General features: G+C 68.5%; 14 protein-coding genes. 8 read left to right on the forward strand and 6 right to left on the reverse strand.

Going from position 1 to position 15,762, the window contains the following annotated elements:
• Nucleotides 1–205: 205 nt before the first annotated feature.
• The gene (locus NAM01S_RS06415; protein ID WP_067780842.1) at nt 206–970 is read right to left on the reverse strand and encodes an SDR family oxidoreductase; all 765 of its coding nucleotides are present in this window, start codon (nt 968–970) and stop codon (nt 206–208) included.
• 186 nt (nt 971–1,156) lie between these two features.
• Here NAM01S_RS06415 and NAM01S_RS06420 point away from each other — a divergent pair, with 186 nt between their 5' ends.
• Both NAM01S_RS06420 and NAM01S_RS06425 read left to right on the forward strand, forming a co-directional pair.
• Complete coding sequence (locus tag NAM01S_RS06420; protein WP_067780845.1) at nt 1,157–2,788, forward strand: ABC-F family ATP-binding cassette domain-containing protein; 1,632 nt, start codon at nt 1,157–1,159, stop codon at nt 2,786–2,788.
• Between the two features lie 83 nt (nt 2,789–2,871).
• Entirely contained in the window at nt 2,872–3,111 is a 240-nt protein-coding gene (locus NAM01S_RS06425) for a helix-turn-helix domain-containing protein (protein WP_067780848.1), read from the forward strand.
• A 132-nt stretch (nt 3,112–3,243) separates the two neighbouring features.
• Here the strand turns inward: NAM01S_RS06425 and NAM01S_RS06430 are convergent, their stop codons facing one another.
• The 3 genes from NAM01S_RS06430 to NAM01S_RS06440 all read right to left on the reverse strand — a co-directional run bounded on the left by NAM01S_RS06430 (nt 3,244) and on the right by NAM01S_RS06440 (nt 5,350).
• Nucleotides 3,244–4,173 carry an MvdC/MvdD family ATP grasp protein gene (locus NAM01S_RS06430; RefSeq protein WP_245909965.1) on the reverse strand — a complete coding sequence of 310 codons (930 nt, stop codon included), beginning with the start codon at nt 4,171–4,173 and terminating at the stop codon, nt 3,244–3,246.
• A gap of 45 nt (nt 4,174–4,218) precedes the next feature.
• Nucleotides 4,219–4,674, reverse strand: a complete 456-nt coding sequence (locus tag NAM01S_RS06435) for a hypothetical protein (RefSeq protein WP_067780855.1) — start codon at nt 4,672–4,674, stop codon at nt 4,219–4,221.
• A gap of 259 nt (nt 4,675–4,933) precedes the next feature.
• Nucleotides 4,934–5,350 carry an acyl-CoA thioesterase gene (locus tag NAM01S_RS06440; RefSeq protein ID WP_067780858.1) on the reverse strand — a complete coding sequence of 139 codons (417 nt, stop codon included), beginning with the start codon at nt 5,348–5,350 and terminating at the stop codon, nt 4,934–4,936.
• Between the two features lie 273 nt (nt 5,351–5,623).
• On the opposite strand from NAM01S_RS06440, the gene NAM01S_RS06445 reads away from it, so the two are divergent.
• Nucleotides 5,624–6,415, forward strand: coding sequence for a hypothetical protein (locus NAM01S_RS06445; RefSeq protein WP_067780861.1), 792 nt, complete (start codon nt 5,624–5,626; stop codon nt 6,413–6,415).
• Nucleotides 6,416–6,421: 6 nt separating this feature from the next.
• Here NAM01S_RS06445 and NAM01S_RS06450 read toward each other — a convergent pair whose 3' ends face one another.
• Nucleotides 6,422–6,988 carry a TetR/AcrR family transcriptional regulator gene (locus NAM01S_RS06450; RefSeq protein WP_067780864.1) on the reverse strand — a complete coding sequence of 189 codons (567 nt, stop codon included), beginning with the start codon at nt 6,986–6,988 and terminating at the stop codon, nt 6,422–6,424.
• Between the two features lie 124 nt (nt 6,989–7,112).
• Entirely contained in the window at nt 7,113–9,914 is a 2,802-nt protein-coding gene (gene acnA / locus NAM01S_RS06455) for an aconitate hydratase AcnA (RefSeq protein WP_067780867.1), read from the reverse strand.
• Nucleotides 9,915–10,201: 287 nt separating this feature from the next.
• On the opposite strand from acnA, the gene NAM01S_RS06460 reads away from it, so the two are divergent.
• From NAM01S_RS06460 to NAM01S_RS06480, 5 genes are all read left to right on the forward strand, one after another.
• Nucleotides 10,202–10,780: an Rv1476 family membrane protein gene (locus NAM01S_RS06460; protein WP_067780870.1), complete on the forward strand. Its 579-nt coding sequence runs from the start codon at nt 10,202–10,204 to the stop codon at nt 10,778–10,780.
• Nucleotides 10,781–11,046: 266 nt separating this feature from the next.
• The gene (locus NAM01S_RS06465) at nt 11,047–12,465 is read left to right on the forward strand and encodes an NlpC/P60 family protein (RefSeq protein ID WP_067780872.1); all 1,419 of its coding nucleotides are present in this window, start codon (nt 11,047–11,049) and stop codon (nt 12,463–12,465) included.
• A gap of 115 nt (nt 12,466–12,580) precedes the next feature.
• Complete coding sequence (locus NAM01S_RS06470) at nt 12,581–13,750, forward strand: AAA family ATPase (RefSeq protein ID WP_174554777.1); 1,170 nt, start codon at nt 12,581–12,583, stop codon at nt 13,748–13,750.
• A 32-nt stretch (nt 13,751–13,782) separates the two neighbouring features.
• Complete coding sequence (locus NAM01S_RS06475; protein ID WP_097244340.1) at nt 13,783–14,739, forward strand: DUF58 domain-containing protein; 957 nt, start codon at nt 13,783–13,785, stop codon at nt 14,737–14,739.
• Complete coding sequence (locus tag NAM01S_RS06480) at nt 14,736–15,740, forward strand: VWA domain-containing protein (protein ID WP_067780879.1); 1,005 nt, start codon at nt 14,736–14,738, stop codon at nt 15,738–15,740. The genes NAM01S_RS06475 and NAM01S_RS06480 overlap by 4 nt, the downstream gene beginning before the upstream one ends.
• Nucleotides 15,741–15,762: the final 22 nt, after the last annotated feature.

Consider the following 15,762-nt stretch of genomic DNA (forward strand, 5'->3'; position numbering starts at 1 on the left):
CGCTGTCGTGCGGTGCCCAGCGGTCGCTGTCGTGCGGTGCCCAGCGGTCGCTGTCGTGCGGTGCCCAGCGGTCGCCGTCGCCTGGCGCCCAACGGTCGTTGTGGCGCGATGTCGCTCGGCTGCGGTCGCCCGATGCCCAGCGGCCGCTGTCGTGCGATGACGATCAACCGCCGCCCGATGCCGACGGGCCGTCGCTCGCCGTCGATCAGATGCCGCCGGTGGAGAGCAGGCCGCCGTCGACGCGCACGGTCTCGCCGGTGATCCACGCGGCCTCGTCCGAAACCAGGAACGCGATCAGCCGCGCGACGTCCTCGGGGGCGCCCAGCCGCTTCATCGGATACGCGGCCGCGGCCCGCTCCTCGTCGGCGGAGTAGAGCGCGTCGGCGAATTTGGTCTTGACCACGCCTGGCGCCACCGCGTTCACCCGGATCTTCGGGCCGAGCTGCCAGGCCAGCTCGCCGGTGAGGTGGATGAGCGCGGCCTTGGAGGAGCCGTAGGCGGCGATCACGCCGCTGGACCGCAGGCCCGCGACGCTGGCGACGTTGACGATCGCGCCGCCGTTGTCACGCATCCAGGCCTTGTACGCCTCCTGGATGTAGCCGAGCGCGGCGACCACGTTGACGTCGAAGATCTTGCGCACCGCGTCCAGGTCCGCGTCCATCAGCGCGCCGTAGATCGGGTTGATGCCGGTGTTGTTGATCAGGATGTCGAGCGAACCGAACTCCGAGACCGCGCGCTCGACCGCCGCTGCGCGACTCTCCAGGTCGCCGGAGTTGCCCGCCAGCGCGACGACCTGGCCCTGATGGCCAAGTGCTCGCAGCTCGGCGGCCGCCTCCTCCAGCGGTTCCGGTTTCCGCGCGGTGATCACCACGTTCGCCCCTCGGCGCAGCAGCTCGGCCGCCACGGCCTTGCCGATGCCCCGGCTGGCCCCGCTGACCAGCGCGCTCTTGCCCAACAGATCGGTACTCATGGCATCGCACGCTACCGAAGCCGGACCGACCGCCGTTATCGCGGTCACACCGGCTTCCTCGGCTGCGAGACCGCTCGCGGGCACAGGTAAAATCGGTGGTTCTTGTGCCTCGAGGGGCGCACAATCGAGCAGCGACTGCCCGGCCCCGCCGCGCCACGACCACCACCATCCGTGAGGAGCCCATCTGTGATCACCGCGACCGACCTCGAGGTTCGGGCCGGAGTCCGGACCCTGCTGTCGGCGCCAGGCCCCGCGCTGCGGGTGCAAGCCGGTGACCGCATCGGACTGGTCGGGCGCAACGGCGCAGGCAAGACCACCACGCTGCGCATCCTCGCGGGCGAAGGCGAGCCGTACGCCGGAAAGATCCTGCGCTCCAGCGAGATCGGCTATCTGCCGCAGGATCCCAAGGAAGGCAACCTGGACGTGCTCGCGCGCGACCGGGTGCTCTCCGCGCGCGGCCTGGACACGCTGATCCGCGACATGGAGAAGCAGCAGGCGCTGATGGCCGAGGTGGCCGACGAGAAGGAGCGCGAGAAGGCGGTCCGCAAGTACGGCAGGCTCGAGGAGCGTTTCTCGGCGCTCGGCGGCTACGTCGCCGAGAGCGAGGCCGCCCGGATCTGCCACAGCCTCGGCCTGCCCGACCGGGTACTCGGCCAACCGCTGCGCACCCTGTCCGGCGGTCAGCGCCGCCGAATCGAACTGGCGCGCATCCTGTTCTCCGCCTCCGACGGCAGCGGCGGCCGCTCGGATCGCATCCTGCTGCTCGACGAGCCGACCAACCACCTCGACGCCGACTCGATCACCTGGCTGCGCGGGTTCCTGCAGAACCACGACGGCGGCCTGATCGTGATCAGCCACGACGTCGAACTGCTCGACGCGGTGGTGAACAAGGTGTGGTTCCTCGACGCCGTGCGCGGCGAGGCCGACGTCTACAACATGGGCTGGAAGAAGTACCTCGACGCCCGCGCCACCGACGAACAGCGCCGCCGCCGCGAGCGCGCCAACGCCGAGAAGAAGGCCTCCGCGCTCAAGGCGCAGGCCGCCAAGCTCGGCGCCAAGGCGACGAAAGCCGTTGCGGCACAGAACATGGTCAAGCGCGCCGAGCGACTGCTCAACGAGCTGGACGAGGTGCGCGTCGCCGACAAGGTGGCCAGGATCAAGTTCCCCGAGCCCGCCGCCTGCGGCAAGACGCCGCTGATGGCCGAGAACCTGACCAAGATGTACGGCTCGCTGGAGATCTTCACCGGCGTCGACCTGGCGATCGACCGCGGCAGCCGGGTCGTGGTGCTCGGCCTCAACGGCGCGGGCAAGACCACGCTGCTGCGGCTGCTCGCCGGGGTGGAGCAGCCGACGGCGGGCGGTCTGGTGCCGGGGCACGGTCTGAAGATCGGTTACTTCGCCCAGGAGCACGACACCCTCGACGACGAGGCCACGGTGTGGGAGAACATCCGGCACGCGGCGCCGGACGCGGGTGAACAGGACCTGCGCGGCCTGCTCGGCGCGTTCATGTTCACCGGTCCGCAGCTCGACCAGCCCGCGGGCACCCTCTCCGGCGGCGAGAAGACCCGCTTGGCGCTGGCCGGTCTGGTGTCCTCGGCGGCCAACGTGCTGCTGCTCGACGAGCCGACCAACAACCTGGACCCGGTGTCCCGCGAGCAGGTGCTCGACGCGCTGCGCACGTACGCGGGAGCGGTCGTCCTGGTGACCCACGATCCGGGCGCCGCGGAGGCCTTGTCGCCGGAGCGGGTCATTCTCCTCCCCGATGGCACCGAGGACCACTGGTCCGCGGAATATTTGGAACTGATTCAGCTCGCGTGAGTTTCATCACACGAACCCGTTGATCACGGCCTGCTCAGTGCTTAGCCTGGAAAGACGCGCTGCTCGGCGACTCGGAGGAAGCCATGAGCGACAGGGCCACACAAAGCAAGGCCACATTGGGTAAGGGCACACGCGTCACGGGGAAATCGCGTGACCGTCTGCAATCGCAGCTGAAGAAGCAATACGAGGCGGGCGCCAGCATTCGTTCGCTGGCGAGGTCGACCGGACGCTCCTACGGTTTCATCCACAACGTGCTGGTGGAGTCGCACGTGCAGCTCCGCAGCCGGGGTGGCGCGAACCGCCGTAAGAGCCCCGGCAAGTAACGTCCCGCGCCCGCTCGAATCCGGTGGCGACACAAGGTCTTTCGCCGCCACCGCGGGAAGTTCTTCGCGTCGGCGCCGTCCCTCGGCCGGACGGTGCCGACGAGAGGAGGAGCGGGGGACGCGTGCCGACGGTCAGTATCCGGGAACCATGCCGTCGCTGTGCACGAGCAGGTTGGACAGGCTCTGGAAGATCGGCAGGCCGGTCTTGATCTCCAGGTAGGCGAACTGCCCCTGGGGGTTGACCTCCAGGAAGTAGTACTCGCCGTCCAAGCCGAGTCGCAGGTCGAGGACCCCGAAGCTGAGCCCGAGCGCGCCCATGAGCGTGGCCAGGGATTTGCTCACCGAGGCGGGCAGCTGGTCGCGGGTGAACTCGACGGAGGTGTCCAGCCGGGAGTCGACCCGGCCGACGCCCGCCTGGGAGTCGATGCGCACCGTCCAGGCGATGCCGTCCACCCACACCACCCGCAGGTCGCACTCGGCCTCGATGTAGTCCTGGAAGGTGGTCGGCGCCGACCGAATGCCCGCCAGCTTGCCGAAATCGGCGGCGGTGATGATCCTGGTCTCGGCGAATTCCGCGCGTCCGGTGCCGGTGCGCTTGTAAACCACTGGGCCGGGCCGTGATTCGACGAAGCTGCGCGCCTCGTCCGGATCGTTGGTGATCAGCGTCTCCGGGATCGCGAACCCGGCGCGCTGCGCCGTCTCCAGCTGGACGATCTTGCGTCCCGCGGTGCGGTCGGCGCCGGGATCGTTGATCCAGAACGCCGGGATCGACCACAGCAGGCCCTGGATGAACCCGTCGCACTCGGCCTGGCGGTAGGCGTCGTCCGAGGCTCGTACGCCGCCGGGCACCTGGCACGGGTGCGGTCGCCGCCACCACACCGAACGGACGGTATCGAGCCCGATGACATGCGAGAGCGAGCGCGTGGTGCCGAGCCGGTCCAGCCGGAAACTGCCCGACTCGCGCGGGAAGTCGCGCAGGTCGAGGTGTATCGGACTGAGCCCGTGGTGTTCTCGCAACGTGGCCGCCATCGCGGTGGCGTGCAGATCATCGGATTCGGACACGATCAGGACCGAGCCTGGGAGCCGGCTCACCATGGGCAGGTCCGCTCAGTCGAGGCTGTCGCAGTTGATGCCGTCGTCACTAGTCGCGAACGATTTCGTCTGGCAGTAGGTATAGGTCGCGCCGCTGCCCGCCGGGTAGTCCACCAACCGCAGCCGGTCGGCCCAGGTGGCCGTGAGTTGTTGCAGCAGTTCGTCACCCAGCGCTTCCGAGGGCGCGGCGGCGATGGTCATCGGCCGGTCGACGAGGTCGATGCGCAGCCGCTGGGTGAAGTCGGCGGTGGCGCCGGGGCGGATGTCCACCAGGACCGGTCGGCCGTCGCCCGCTTGGTCGTCGGCGACGTTGTCGAGCATGCGGAGCACATCGTCACGACGGAAGGTCCACGTGCCCTCGGCGACACGGACGGTGATCTCGCGTTCCGACTCGGCCACCAAAAGGCCTTGCAGTGCGGGTACGCGGTCTTCCGTCGACGTGACACCGGGTCGGTGGATTGCGTCGGCCATGGTCTGCTCTCCGATCTGCTCGCGATTTGCCAGGACCCCCGAGCGTGAACTGGATCATAACGCGGAAGGGGTCGGCCCCGGCCCGGATCGAAAGATTTCACGGCCGTTGGCAAACCGGATCCGGACACGGAAGGCGCTAGCGCCGAAAGATTTTCGGCAGTCCGAAAATAGCCCTACCGCAATCTTTCAGCTACTTCCGAGTGGGGGTAGCGGACGGGTATTGCCCAAGATTGGCGGCCATGTCGGCCGCCGGGTCACGCTACAGGCCGAGCAGATCGGGTCGCTCGGCGAGAGCTCGGAAACGCTCGCCCGGATCGGCGACCAGCTTGCGCTCGGTCAGGTCGAGCAGGCCGCCGACGACGGCGACTTCAGCCGACACCGTGCCGTCCAGCTTGCGGATCAGCTGCCGCATCCGGAAGACCTTGCCTTCGGTCCAAGCGAATTCGCAGCTGATCGTCACCTCGTCGCCACCGCGCAGTTCACGCGAGTACTTGATGTTCGTCTCCAGGACCACCGGCCCGACGCCGGACTCGATGAGCTTCTCCTGGGCGACCCCGGCGGCGCGCAGCAGCTCCCAGCGGGCGTGCTCGGCGTACTGGAGGTACACCGCCTGATTCAGGTGGCCCTGGGTGTCGAGCTCGTATCCGCGGACGACGACGGGGACGGAAAAGGTCATGTCATGGCGAACCCGTCGCCGTCCGTTGTTGTTCCCGTTCGCGCTGACGCGTGCGCCACACTCCGGTGCGCGAACGCATCACCGCCGGTTGGCGGTTCGCTCGGCCCACCACCGCGTAGAACAGTTCGTCCGATTCTGTGTGGTCCTGCGGCGCGGCCGGGCGCGTCGGGAAAACCGTCGCGCGAAATCGAGTAGTGCGCTACTCGTGTGCCGGACGGCGGACGGCCGTATCGTAGTGCTCTTTCCAGAACTTCAGGCGGGCAAGGAGAAACGATGATCGACATCATCACCCTCCGGGGCACCGGCGAGCCCCGCAATCCGGATGGCGCGCCCGCGGGCATGCTGCGCGACGTCACCAAACTGCTAGACCCGGAGAAGTTCACCGCGTTCGAGCCGAACTGGCCCGCCTCGGTCGGACCCGCGCCGGAGGTGTGGGGTCCCTCGCTGGAGACCTCGGTCCGGCTCGGCGTCGCCGCAGGCGTGCGCGCCATTCAGGATTCGCCGAATGTCTGTGGGCTGCTGAGTTATTCGCTCGGCGGGATTTGTGCGAGTCGCATTCTGGAAGGTGTGCGATCGGGTAGGTACAAGAACTTCGACGGCTCGCCGCTGGAGATCGCGTTCGTGGTCAACATCGCCAACCCGATGCGCAAAGCGGGTCAGTCCGTGGGGAATCTGTGCCCGCCGTCCACCTACGGACTGCACGGCCAGCGCGGCGCGTGGCCCAGCCTCGATGTCAAGGAATACGCCAATCCCGGCGACATCATCACTTCCTCGCCGCCGGATTCCCCGCTGCGCATGATCGACGTCGGCATCTCCCCGTTCTCGTTCGTCGAGGGCGCTCGCTTCGGCAACGTGGCTCCGCTGATCTTCGAGGAACTGCTGCGCTTCCTGTTGCAGAACCCGCTTGCCAATCTGGACCGCTACACCAAGGCCGTGCAGGGCGTCATCGGCTACCTCACCCCGTGGCCCGACGGCCAGCACGTCCTGTATTCCGGCCACAACATGCCGGGCACGAACGTCCTGTGGACCACCCACGCGGCCGACTATCTCAACGCCAACCACTGACGCGGGTCATTCCTTGCGGCGGACCGAGGCTTCGACGAGATCCAGGACCGCGGAGAGGTTCTCGTTGGTGTGGCCGGAGGCGATCCGGGCGATGAGGCCGTCGAGGACCAGGTCGAGATAGCCGAGCAGGACGTCGGTGGGGACGTCGTCGCGCAGCGCGCCCGCGGCCTTGCGCCGCTCCAGGCGGGCCAGTGTCGCGGCGGTCAGCTCGGCGGAGCGCTGGGTCCAGCCCGCGCGGAACTCGGGATCGGTGCGCAGCCTGCGCGCGATCTCCAAACGGGTGCCGAGCCAATTGAATTGCTCGGGGTGGGCGAGCATGTCGCGCATCACCTGCACGATGCCCTGGTTGGCCGCGACGTCGGCCATGCGCTCGGCGTCCTCCTGCGCGAGCGCGAGGAACAGCGCGTCCTTGTCGCGGAAGTGGTGGAAGATGGCGCCGCGAGACAGTCCGATGGCCTCTTCCAAGCGGCGCACGGTGGCGCCGTCGTAACCGTATTCGGCAAAGCAGCGCCGCGCCCCGTCGAGGATCTGGCTGCGCCGGGCGGCGAGGTGGTCATCGCTGACCTTGGGCATGAGCGTGGCTCCTCTGAAAGGGTGACGCTGCGGGATGCGGAGAGGTCCGCGCACCGCCGTGGCGATGCGCGGACCTTCCGCACTGGCGACAGGGCTCATCCCCGCATGCGCGGGGAGGCCGTTCTCAGCCCCTGAGCATGTTCCGCAGCACGTACTGCAGGATGCCGCCGTTGCGGTAGTAGTCGGCCTCACCGGGGGTGTCGATCCGGACCACCGCGTCGAAGGTGACCTTCTCACCGCTCTCCTTGGTGGCGGTCACCTTCAGGGTCTTCGGAGTCACACCCTCGTTCAGCTTGGTGATGCCCTCGATGTCGAAGACCTCGGTGCCGTCCAGGCCCAGCGACTTGGCGCTCTCACCGGCCGGGAACTGCAGCGGGATGACGCCCATACCGATGAGGTTGGAGCGGTGGATGCGCTCGAACGACTCGGTGATGACCGCCTTCACGCCGAGCAGACGGGTGCCCTTGGCCGCCCAGTCGCGCGACGAACCCGAGCCGTACTCCTTGCCGCCCAGCACGACCAGCGGGATGCCAGCGGCCTGGTAGTTCTGCGAGGCGTCGTAGATGAAGGCCTGCGGGCCGCCCTCCTGGGTGAAGTCGCGGGTGTAACCGCCCGAGACGTCGTCCAGCAGCTGGTTGCGCAGCCGGATGTTGGCGAAGGTGCCGCGGATCATCACCTCGTGGTTACCGCGACGCGAGCCGAGGGAGTTGTAGTCCTTGCGCTCCACGCCGTGCGCGTCGAGGTACTGCGCGGCCGGGGTGCCTGGCTTGATCGGACCGGCCGGGCTGATGTGGTCGGTGGTGACCGAGTCGCCCAGCAGCGCGAGGACGCGAGCGCCCTTGATGTCGGCGACCGGCGACGGCTCCAGCTCCATACCGTCGAAGTACGGCGCCTTGCGGACGTAGGTCGAGTTCTCGTCCCACGCGAAGGTGTCGCCCTCCGGGGTGGACAGGTTCTGCCAGCGCTCGTCGCCCTTGAAGACGTCGGCGTAGGACTTGGTGAACATGTCGCGGTTGATCGCCGACTTGATGGTGTCGTCGATCTCCTGCGGGGACGGCCAGATGTCGCGCAGGTAGACGTCGTTGCCCTCGGTGTCCTTGCCGAGCGCGTCGGTCTCGAAGTCGAAGTCCATGGTGCCCGCGAGCGCGTAGGCGATGACCAGCGGCGGCGAGGCCAGGTAGTTCATCTTCACGTCGGGCGAGATACGACCCTCGAAGTTGCGGTTACCGGAGAGCACCGCGGTGACCGAGAGGTCGTTGTCGTTGATCGCCTTGGAGATCTCCTCCGGCAGCGGGCCGGTGTTGCCGATGCAGGTGGTGCAGCCGAAACCACCCACGTAGAAGCCGAGCTTCTCCAGGTACGGCCACAGGCCGGCCTTCTCGTAGTAGTCGGCGACGACCTGCGAACCGGGGGCCATGTTGGTCTTGACCCACGGCTTGGAGGACAGGCCCTTCTCCACCGCGTTGCGGGCAAGCAGGGCGGCGCCGAGCATGACCGACGGGTTGGAGGTGTTGGTGCAGGAGGTGATGCCCGCGACCACGACGGCGCCGTGGTCGAGCACGAAGTCGCCACGCTCGGGGTCGGAGACCTTGACCGGCTTGCTGGGGCGACCTTCGGCGCCGTTGGCGGCGGTCGGCAGCACGGCGTCGTCCTCGGCGAAGGACAGCACGGCCGGATCGCTGGCCGGGAAGGACTCCTCGACGGCCTCGTCCAGCTGGGTGTGCGGCGCGGTGTCACCCTCGGTGACGTAGTTGTAGATGTCCTTGCGGAAGGCGATCTTGCTCTCCGACAGCAGGATTCGGTCCTGCGGGCGCTTCGGGCCCGCGATGGACGGCACCACGGTGCTCAGGTCCAGCTCCAGGTACTCCGAGTAGGCGGGCTCGCGGTCGGCGTCGTGCCACATGCCCTGCTCCTTGGCGTACGCCTCGACGAGCGCGAGCTGCTCGTCGGTGCGGCCGGTGAGGCGCAGGTAGTTGATGGTCTCCGCGTCGATCGGGAAGATCGCCGCGGTGGAGCCGAATTCGGGGCTCATGTTGCCGAGGGTGGCGCGGTTGGCCAGCGGCACCTCGGCGACGCCCTTGCCGTAGAACTCGACGAACTTGCCGACCACACCGTGCTTGCGCAGCATGTCGGTGACGGTGAGCACGACGTCGGTGGCGGTCACGCCCGGCTGGATCTCACCGGTCAGCTTGAAGCCGACGACGCGCGGGATCAGCATGGAGACCGGCTGGCCGAGCATGGCGGCCTCGGCCTCGATGCCGCCGACGCCCCAGCCGAGCACGCCGAGGCCGTTGACCATGGTGGTGTGCGAGTCGGTGCCGACGCAGGTGTCGGGGTAGGCCTGGCCGTTGCGGACCATGACGGTGGGCGCCAGGTACTCGATGTTGACCTGGTGCACGATGCCCATGCCCGGCGGGACGACGCGGAAGTCGTCGAAGGCGCCCTGGCCCCAGCGCAGGAACTGGTAGCGCTCGCCGTTGCGCTCGTACTCGAGCTCGACGTTGCGCTCCAGCGCGTCGGCGCGACCGAAGACGTCCAGGATGACCGAGTGGTCGATGACCATGTCGGCGGGGGAGAGCGGGTTGACCTTGTTCGGGTCGCCGCCGAGGGCGGTGACGGCCTCACGCATGGTGGCGAGGTCGACGACACAGGGCACGCCGGTGAAGTCCTGCATGATCACGCGGGCCGGGGTGAACTGGATCTCGGTGTCGGGCTCGGCCGACGGATCCCAGTTCGCGATGGCGCGGATGTGGTCGGCGGTGATGTTCGCGCCGTCCTCGGTGCGGAGCAGGTTCTCCGCGAGGACCTTCAGTGCGTAGGGGAGTTTCTCGGTGCCGGGCACGGCCGAGAGACGGAAGATCTCGTAGGAGTTGCTTCCGACCTCGAGGGTGCCCTTGGCGCCGAAAGTATCGATACTTGTCGTCACGTCAGCTCCACTCGTCTGTGAGGGTTGGCCACCGGCGGGGCTGTGCCGGCGACTCGAGTCTTTGGAGGGGCTCCTGCGCCTGGGAGAGCGCCGGTTCCTCGCGCCACGACTCTAACAGTACGCTTGTCCTGTGAAACACGCGGGGGCCGGTCGGCGTGGCGGGTGGCACTGGCCGAACATCGGGTCGCGTACTGTGCTTTCGAGCTAGCCGGGGTAGTAGCTAGCTCACCCTGCAGTGTTGGATGCCCGTCGCAGCGCCCGCTGACGCGGCTGGACAGACCGGATGGATGATGGCCCCCTCGTACACCTCGGTGTTCTCCCCCATGGCCGCGGAACTGCCGCCCACCATCAACGACAGCGCGTTGCGGACCATCAAGGCTGATGTCGCCGACAATCACGTCGCGACGCCGAAGGGGAAGGATCAGGCGGAACTCGAGACGATCGTGGCCGAGGCGCGATCCCACGGTATCCCGCTCACGATCGTGGTCATTCCCGGCAATCCCGGCCACGACTCCAATCTACGGGACCTGGCCATCGAGATCGGCAAGACCGAGCAGGGCACCGTCGCGGTGTTCAGCGACGACTGGGTCGGCACCCACAGCGATTCCATCAGCCGGGTGAAGCTGGAGTGGGCCGAGGACGCCGCCAAGAGTAAGCAGGGCAACTCGGTCGAGGCCGCGCGGATCTTCGTCGGCCGTCTCGAAGAGCCGGAGACCTTCTCCTGGACCGCGATCACCAGCGTGTTGCTGGCCGGTACCGCGATCGTCGTCGCCGGCCTGTACTGGGTGAAATCCCGGCGTTCCGCGGCCGAATCCGCCGCCGTCGCGGCCCCTGAGCGCGACGCGCTCGGCACTCCCGCTCGATAAACGGTCTCCCTTTCGCCACATTTCATAACGATCGGTTTGCTTTCTCCCCCTAACTCCGATCGGCAATCCGGCTAATTCTTGGCAATGCGCAAATTACGTGCATGTCATTATGTTGCTGGTGTTTTCTTGGTGAAAGAAGTGTCGTACGGTTCAAGTGGTTACCGATGGGGAACCAGTGTTGTAGAGCGTTACCCGCCGCCCAATGAGCTCGATGGTGCGGTTGGGGCTCGTGAGGCGAAGCCGCGTTCGAGTCCTTGGGAGGTGCTATGCACAAAAAAGGTCCGACCGGTCGGTCGCGCCGACTATCGGTCGCTCTGGGGTTGCTCGTCTCCGTAGCCGTGGTGCTGACCGCGGGGCCGACCGCCGCCGTGCCGCCCGCGCCGCCCAATCCGAGCGACGGTGAGATCGCCGCGGCGGGCGCCCGCGTCGACGCGGGCGTCACCGAGGTCGGCGCGCTGATCAACGAGGTCGGCACGGTGAATCAGCAGTTGCAGGAACTCGACGACGCGGTGGCCCGCAAGCGCGAGGAAGTGAACAAGGCGCTCGTCGACTTGCAGAACGCGCGGGAGGCGGCCGACGCGGCCGCCGCCGCTGTCGTACGGACCCAGGCCGACCTCTCCGACGCGGGGACCAAGGTCGCGCAGGCGCGGCGCAATTTCGACGAGTTCGCGACCCAGGCCTACACCCGACCTTCCTCCGGCTCGATGGTCACCTATCTGGCGGCCTCGTCGCCCGGCGGCGCGATCGACCGCTCCCAGGTGCTCGGCCTGGTGACGAAGAACCAGCAGCAGGTGCTCGACGCGCTGCGCCGCGCCCAGATCGAACAGGGCAACCGGAATTCCACCGCGCGCCAAGCCAAATCGGAGGCCGACGCGGCCGCCGCGGTGGCCGAGCAGAAGAAGGACGACGCCGAGCACGCGGTCACCGCGGCCAAGGCCGAACTCGATCAACACACGGTGCGGCGCGACACCCTGCTGCGCGAGCGCGACGCCGCGCAGGGCAGGCTCGACATCGCCCGCGCCAACGTCGCCGGGCTACAGGGCCAGCGCGAGGCGTTCCTGGCCTGGGACGAACAGCGCCGCGCCGAAGAGGCCGCGATTCGCGCCGCCGCCTCGGCCGCGGCCGCCCGCGCCGCCGCCGACCAGGCCGCGCGCGACCGGGCCGCCCAAGCGGGCGACGGCAGGCGCCCGCACACCCAGCTCGAGAACGCCCCCGCACCGAGACAGAGCACGCCGCGACCGAGCGGGCCGACGGCACGCGGCTCGCAGGCGGTGGAAATCGTGGTGGACCGGGCGCTTTCGCAATTGGGCGTGCAGTACGCCTGGGGCGGCGGCGACGAGAACGGCCCGACGCTCGGCATTCGCGACGGCGGCGTTGCCGACAGCCACGGCGATTACAACAAGGTCGGCTTCGACTGCTCGGGCCTGATGATCTACGCCTTCGCGGGCATCGGCGTCTCGCTGCCGCACTACAGCGGCTATCAATACAACGCGGGCACCCGCGTTCCGGTGGACGAGCGAGCCCGCGGCGACATGCTGTTCTGGGGGCCGAGCGGCAGCCAGCACGTCGCGCTCTACCTCGGCGACGGAAAGATGGTCGAGGCGCCGCAGTCCGGCGACGTGGTGAAGGTTTCGCCGGTCAGGGAAAGCGGCATCATGCCCTACGCGGTGCGCATCGTCTCCTGAGAATCGGCCATCGATCCGGCGCGAATTCCACTGATACCGGAGCCGGTTGCGGCATGCTGCGCGAATACCTGGAATAGTTGGGGCGAGCACGCACGAGACCAAGGCGAAAGCGGGGATGTTGGTGACTTCGACGGACAGCGTGAGCGGGGCGGATCTGGCGAAAGGTGCGCCGGAGCCCGCGTCGGGCACCCTGGAGCGTGACGTTCAGACCCTGGAGAAGGCGATCTACGAGGTCAAGCGGGTCATCGTGGGCCAGGATCGGCTCGTCGAACGGCTGCTCGTCGGCGTCCTCGCGCGCGGCCACGTGCTGCTCGAGGGCGTGCCCGGCATCGCGAAGACCCTGGCCGTCGAGACTTTCGCCAGGGTGGTCGGCGGCTCGTTCGCCCGCGTCCAGTTCACCCCCGACCTGGTGCCGACCGACCTGATCGGTACCCGCATCTACCGCCAGGGCCGCGAGGAGTTCGACACCGAACTCGGCCCGGTGGTTGCCAATTTCGTGCTCGCCGACGAGATCAACCGCGCGCCTGCCAAAGTGCAGTCCGCGCTGCTCGAGGTGATGGCCGAACGGCACGTGTCGATCGGCGGCAAGACCTACCCGATGCCGGATCCGTTCCTGGTCATGGCAACTCAGAACCCGATCGAGAGCGAGGGCGTCTACCCGCTGCCCGAGGCGCAGCGCGACCGCTTCCTGTTCAAGGTCGTCGTCGACTACCCCTCCGTCGAGGAGGAGCGCGAGATCATCTACCGGATGGGCGTCACGCCGCCGGAGGCCAGGCAGGTGCTCGGCCCGGAGGACCTGATCCGGCTGCAGAAGGTCGCGGCCAACACCTTCGTGCACCACGCGCTGGTCGACTACGTGGTCCGGGTGATCGCGGCGACCCGCAAGCCGCTCGACTTCGGCATGCCCGACGTGGCGAACTGGATCGCCTACGGCGCCTCGCCGCGCGCCAGCCTCGGCATCATCGCCGCGGCCCGCGCGGTGGCGCTGATCCGCGGCCGCGACTACGTGGTGCCGCAGGACGTGGTCGAGGTGATCCCGGACGTGCTGCGCCACCGTCTCGTGCTGTCCTACGACGCGCTGGCCGACGAGATCAGCCCGGAGGACGTCATCAAGCGGGTGCTGCAGACCGTCGGCCTGCCGCAGGTCGCGCCGCAGGCGGTGCACTCCGGCGCCCAGTCCGCGCCCGCCGCGCCGCAGCCCCCGCACCAGCAGCAGATTCCGCAGCCGCCGCAGCAGGGCCAGCCGCAGATGGCCCCGGCCGCCGGCAACCACCAGACCAAGTGACGGCCGCGTCGGCCGCGCCCGAGGTTTCCCGAGTGACAACGTCATCGCACGCACCGCCGTCGTTCCGGGCCGGAGAACTGACCGACCCGCGGCTCTCGGCGGCGCTGAGAACCCTGGAGCTGACCGTGCGCAGGCGCCTGGACGGCGTGCTGCACGGCGACCACCTCGGCCTGATCCCCGGACCGGGCTCCGAGCCCGGCGAATCCCGGATGTACCAGCCGGGTGACGATGTGCGCCAGATGGATTGGTCGGTCACCGCCCGCACCACGCATCCGCACGTGCGGCAGATGATCGCCGATCGCGAGCTGGAGACCTGGATGGTCGTCGACCTCTCGGCCAGCCTCGACTTCGGCACGGCGGCCTGCCAGAAACGCGATCTGGCGATCGCGGCCGCCGCGGCGATCACCCACCTCACCAGCGGCGGCGGCAACCGGATTGGCGCCGTCGTCGCCACCGGCGAGCAGCTGGTGCGAATTCCCGCGCGCAGCGGGCGGATTCACGCCCAGTCGCTGCTGCGCGGCGTGGCGACCACCCCGCACGCCCGCGACGGTGTGCGCGGCGATCTGCGCGGCGCCATCGAGTCGCTGCGCCGCCCGCAGCGCAAACGCGGTCTCGCGGTGATCATCTCCGACTTCCTCGGCGAGATCGATTGGCAGCGTTCGCTGCGCGCGATCTCCGCGCGGCACGATCTGCTCGCGGTCGAGGTGCTCGACCCGCGCGATCTGGAGCTGCCCGACGTCGGCGACGTGGTGCTGCACGATCCGGAGACCGGCCGCACCCGCGAGTTCAGCGTGACGCCCACGCTGCGGACCGATTTCGCGGCCGCCGCCCAGCGACACCGCGAGCAGGTCGAGCAGGCGCTGCGCAGCTGCGGCGCGCCGGTGCTCACCCTGCGGACCGACCGGGACTGGATCGCCGACGTGGTCCGTTTCGTTTCCACCCGGCGTCACAGCTTCGGCGCCCCGACCGGGCGGGTGCCGCGCCAGTGAGTATTTCGCATTTCACCGCACTGATCTGGCTCGGTTTCCTCGCGGTCGTCGTGCTGATCGCGCTCGGCTACGTGCTGGTGCAGCGCAGCAGGCACCGCCAGATGCTGCGCTTCACCAACATGGAACTGCTGGAGAAGGTCGCGCCTGCGCGGCCGAGTCCGATCCGGCACGTGCCGATCGCGCTGATGTTGGTCGGCCTGATGTTCCTGACCGTCGCCGCGGCCGGGCCGACGGCGGTCAAGAAGGTGCCGCGCAACCGCGCGACCGTCGTTCTGGTAATGGACGTTTCGCTGTCCATGGAGGCCACCGACGTGCCGCCGACCAGGCTCCAGGTGGCCCAGGAAGCGGGCAAGGAATTTGTCGACGGCCTGACTCAGGGCATCAACCTCGGCTTCGTCACCTTCGCGGGCACCGCCTCGGTCATGGTGTCGCCGACGACCAACCGGGAATCGGTCAAGGCCGCCATCGACAACATCAAGCTGGCCGAGCGCACCGCGACCGGCGAGGGCATCCTGACGGCCCTGCAATCCATCGACACCCTGGCCACCGTGCTCGGCGGAGCGGAGACCCCGCCGCCCGCGCGGGTCGTGCTGATGTCGGACGGCAAGCAGACCGTGCCAGACGACAAGGACGTCGACAATCCGAGGCACGCGTTCACCGCCGCCCGCCTCGCCAAGAACGAGGGCATTCCGGTGTCGACGATCTCCTTCGGCACCGAATGGGGTTCGGTGGAGATCCCGGACCAGGACGGTCAGGGCTCGCAGCGGGTCAAGGTGCCCGTCGACAACGACTCGTTGCGCGAGATCGCCCAGCTGTCCGGCGGCGAGTTCTACACCGCCTCCAGCCTCGAAGAACTCACCGCCGTCTACGACACCCTCGAAGAGCAGATCGGCTACGAGACGACCCGCGGCGACGCGAGCAGGCCGTGGCTCCTGCTCGGCATGCTGGTCGTCGCCGCGGGCATCGTTACCGGCTTGCTCTATCGTCAACGCCTGCCGTAGCGCCGCGCTCGCTGTGGCATCG

The sequence above is a fragment of the Nocardia amikacinitolerans NBRC 108937 genome, from assembly GCF_001612615.1.
Lineage (GTDB): Bacteria > Actinomycetota > Actinomycetes > Mycobacteriales > Mycobacteriaceae > Nocardia > Nocardia amikacinitolerans.

Excerpts from the sequence above, each read along its gene's own strand:
- NAM01S_RS06465 (WP_067780872.1), top strand. The coding sequence starts at position 11,047 with ATGCACAAAAAAGGTCCGACCGGTCGGTCGCGCCGACTATCGGTCGCT.
- NAM01S_RS06440 (WP_067780858.1), bottom strand. The coding sequence starts at position 5,350 with ATGACCTTTTCCGTCCCCGTCGTCGTCCGCGGATACGAGCTCGACACC.
- NAM01S_RS06450 (WP_067780864.1), bottom strand. The coding sequence starts at position 6,988 with ATGCCCAAGGTCAGCGATGACCACCTCGCCGCCCGGCGCAGCCAGATC.
- NAM01S_RS06460 (WP_067780870.1), top strand. The coding sequence starts at position 10,202 with ATGATGGCCCCCTCGTACACCTCGGTGTTCTCCCCCATGGCCGCGGAA.
- NAM01S_RS06445 (WP_067780861.1), top strand. The coding sequence starts at position 5,624 with ATGATCGACATCATCACCCTCCGGGGCACCGGCGAGCCCCGCAATCCG.
- NAM01S_RS06415 (WP_067780842.1), bottom strand. The coding sequence starts at position 970 with ATGAGTACCGATCTGTTGGGCAAGAGCGCGCTGGTCAGCGGGGCCAGC.
- NAM01S_RS06435 (WP_067780855.1), bottom strand. The coding sequence starts at position 4,674 with ATGGCCGACGCAATCCACCGACCCGGTGTCACGTCGACGGAAGACCGC.
- NAM01S_RS06425 (WP_067780848.1), top strand. The coding sequence starts at position 2,872 with ATGAGCGACAGGGCCACACAAAGCAAGGCCACATTGGGTAAGGGCACA.
- NAM01S_RS06470 (WP_174554777.1), top strand. The coding sequence starts at position 12,581 with ATGTTGGTGACTTCGACGGACAGCGTGAGCGGGGCGGATCTGGCGAAA.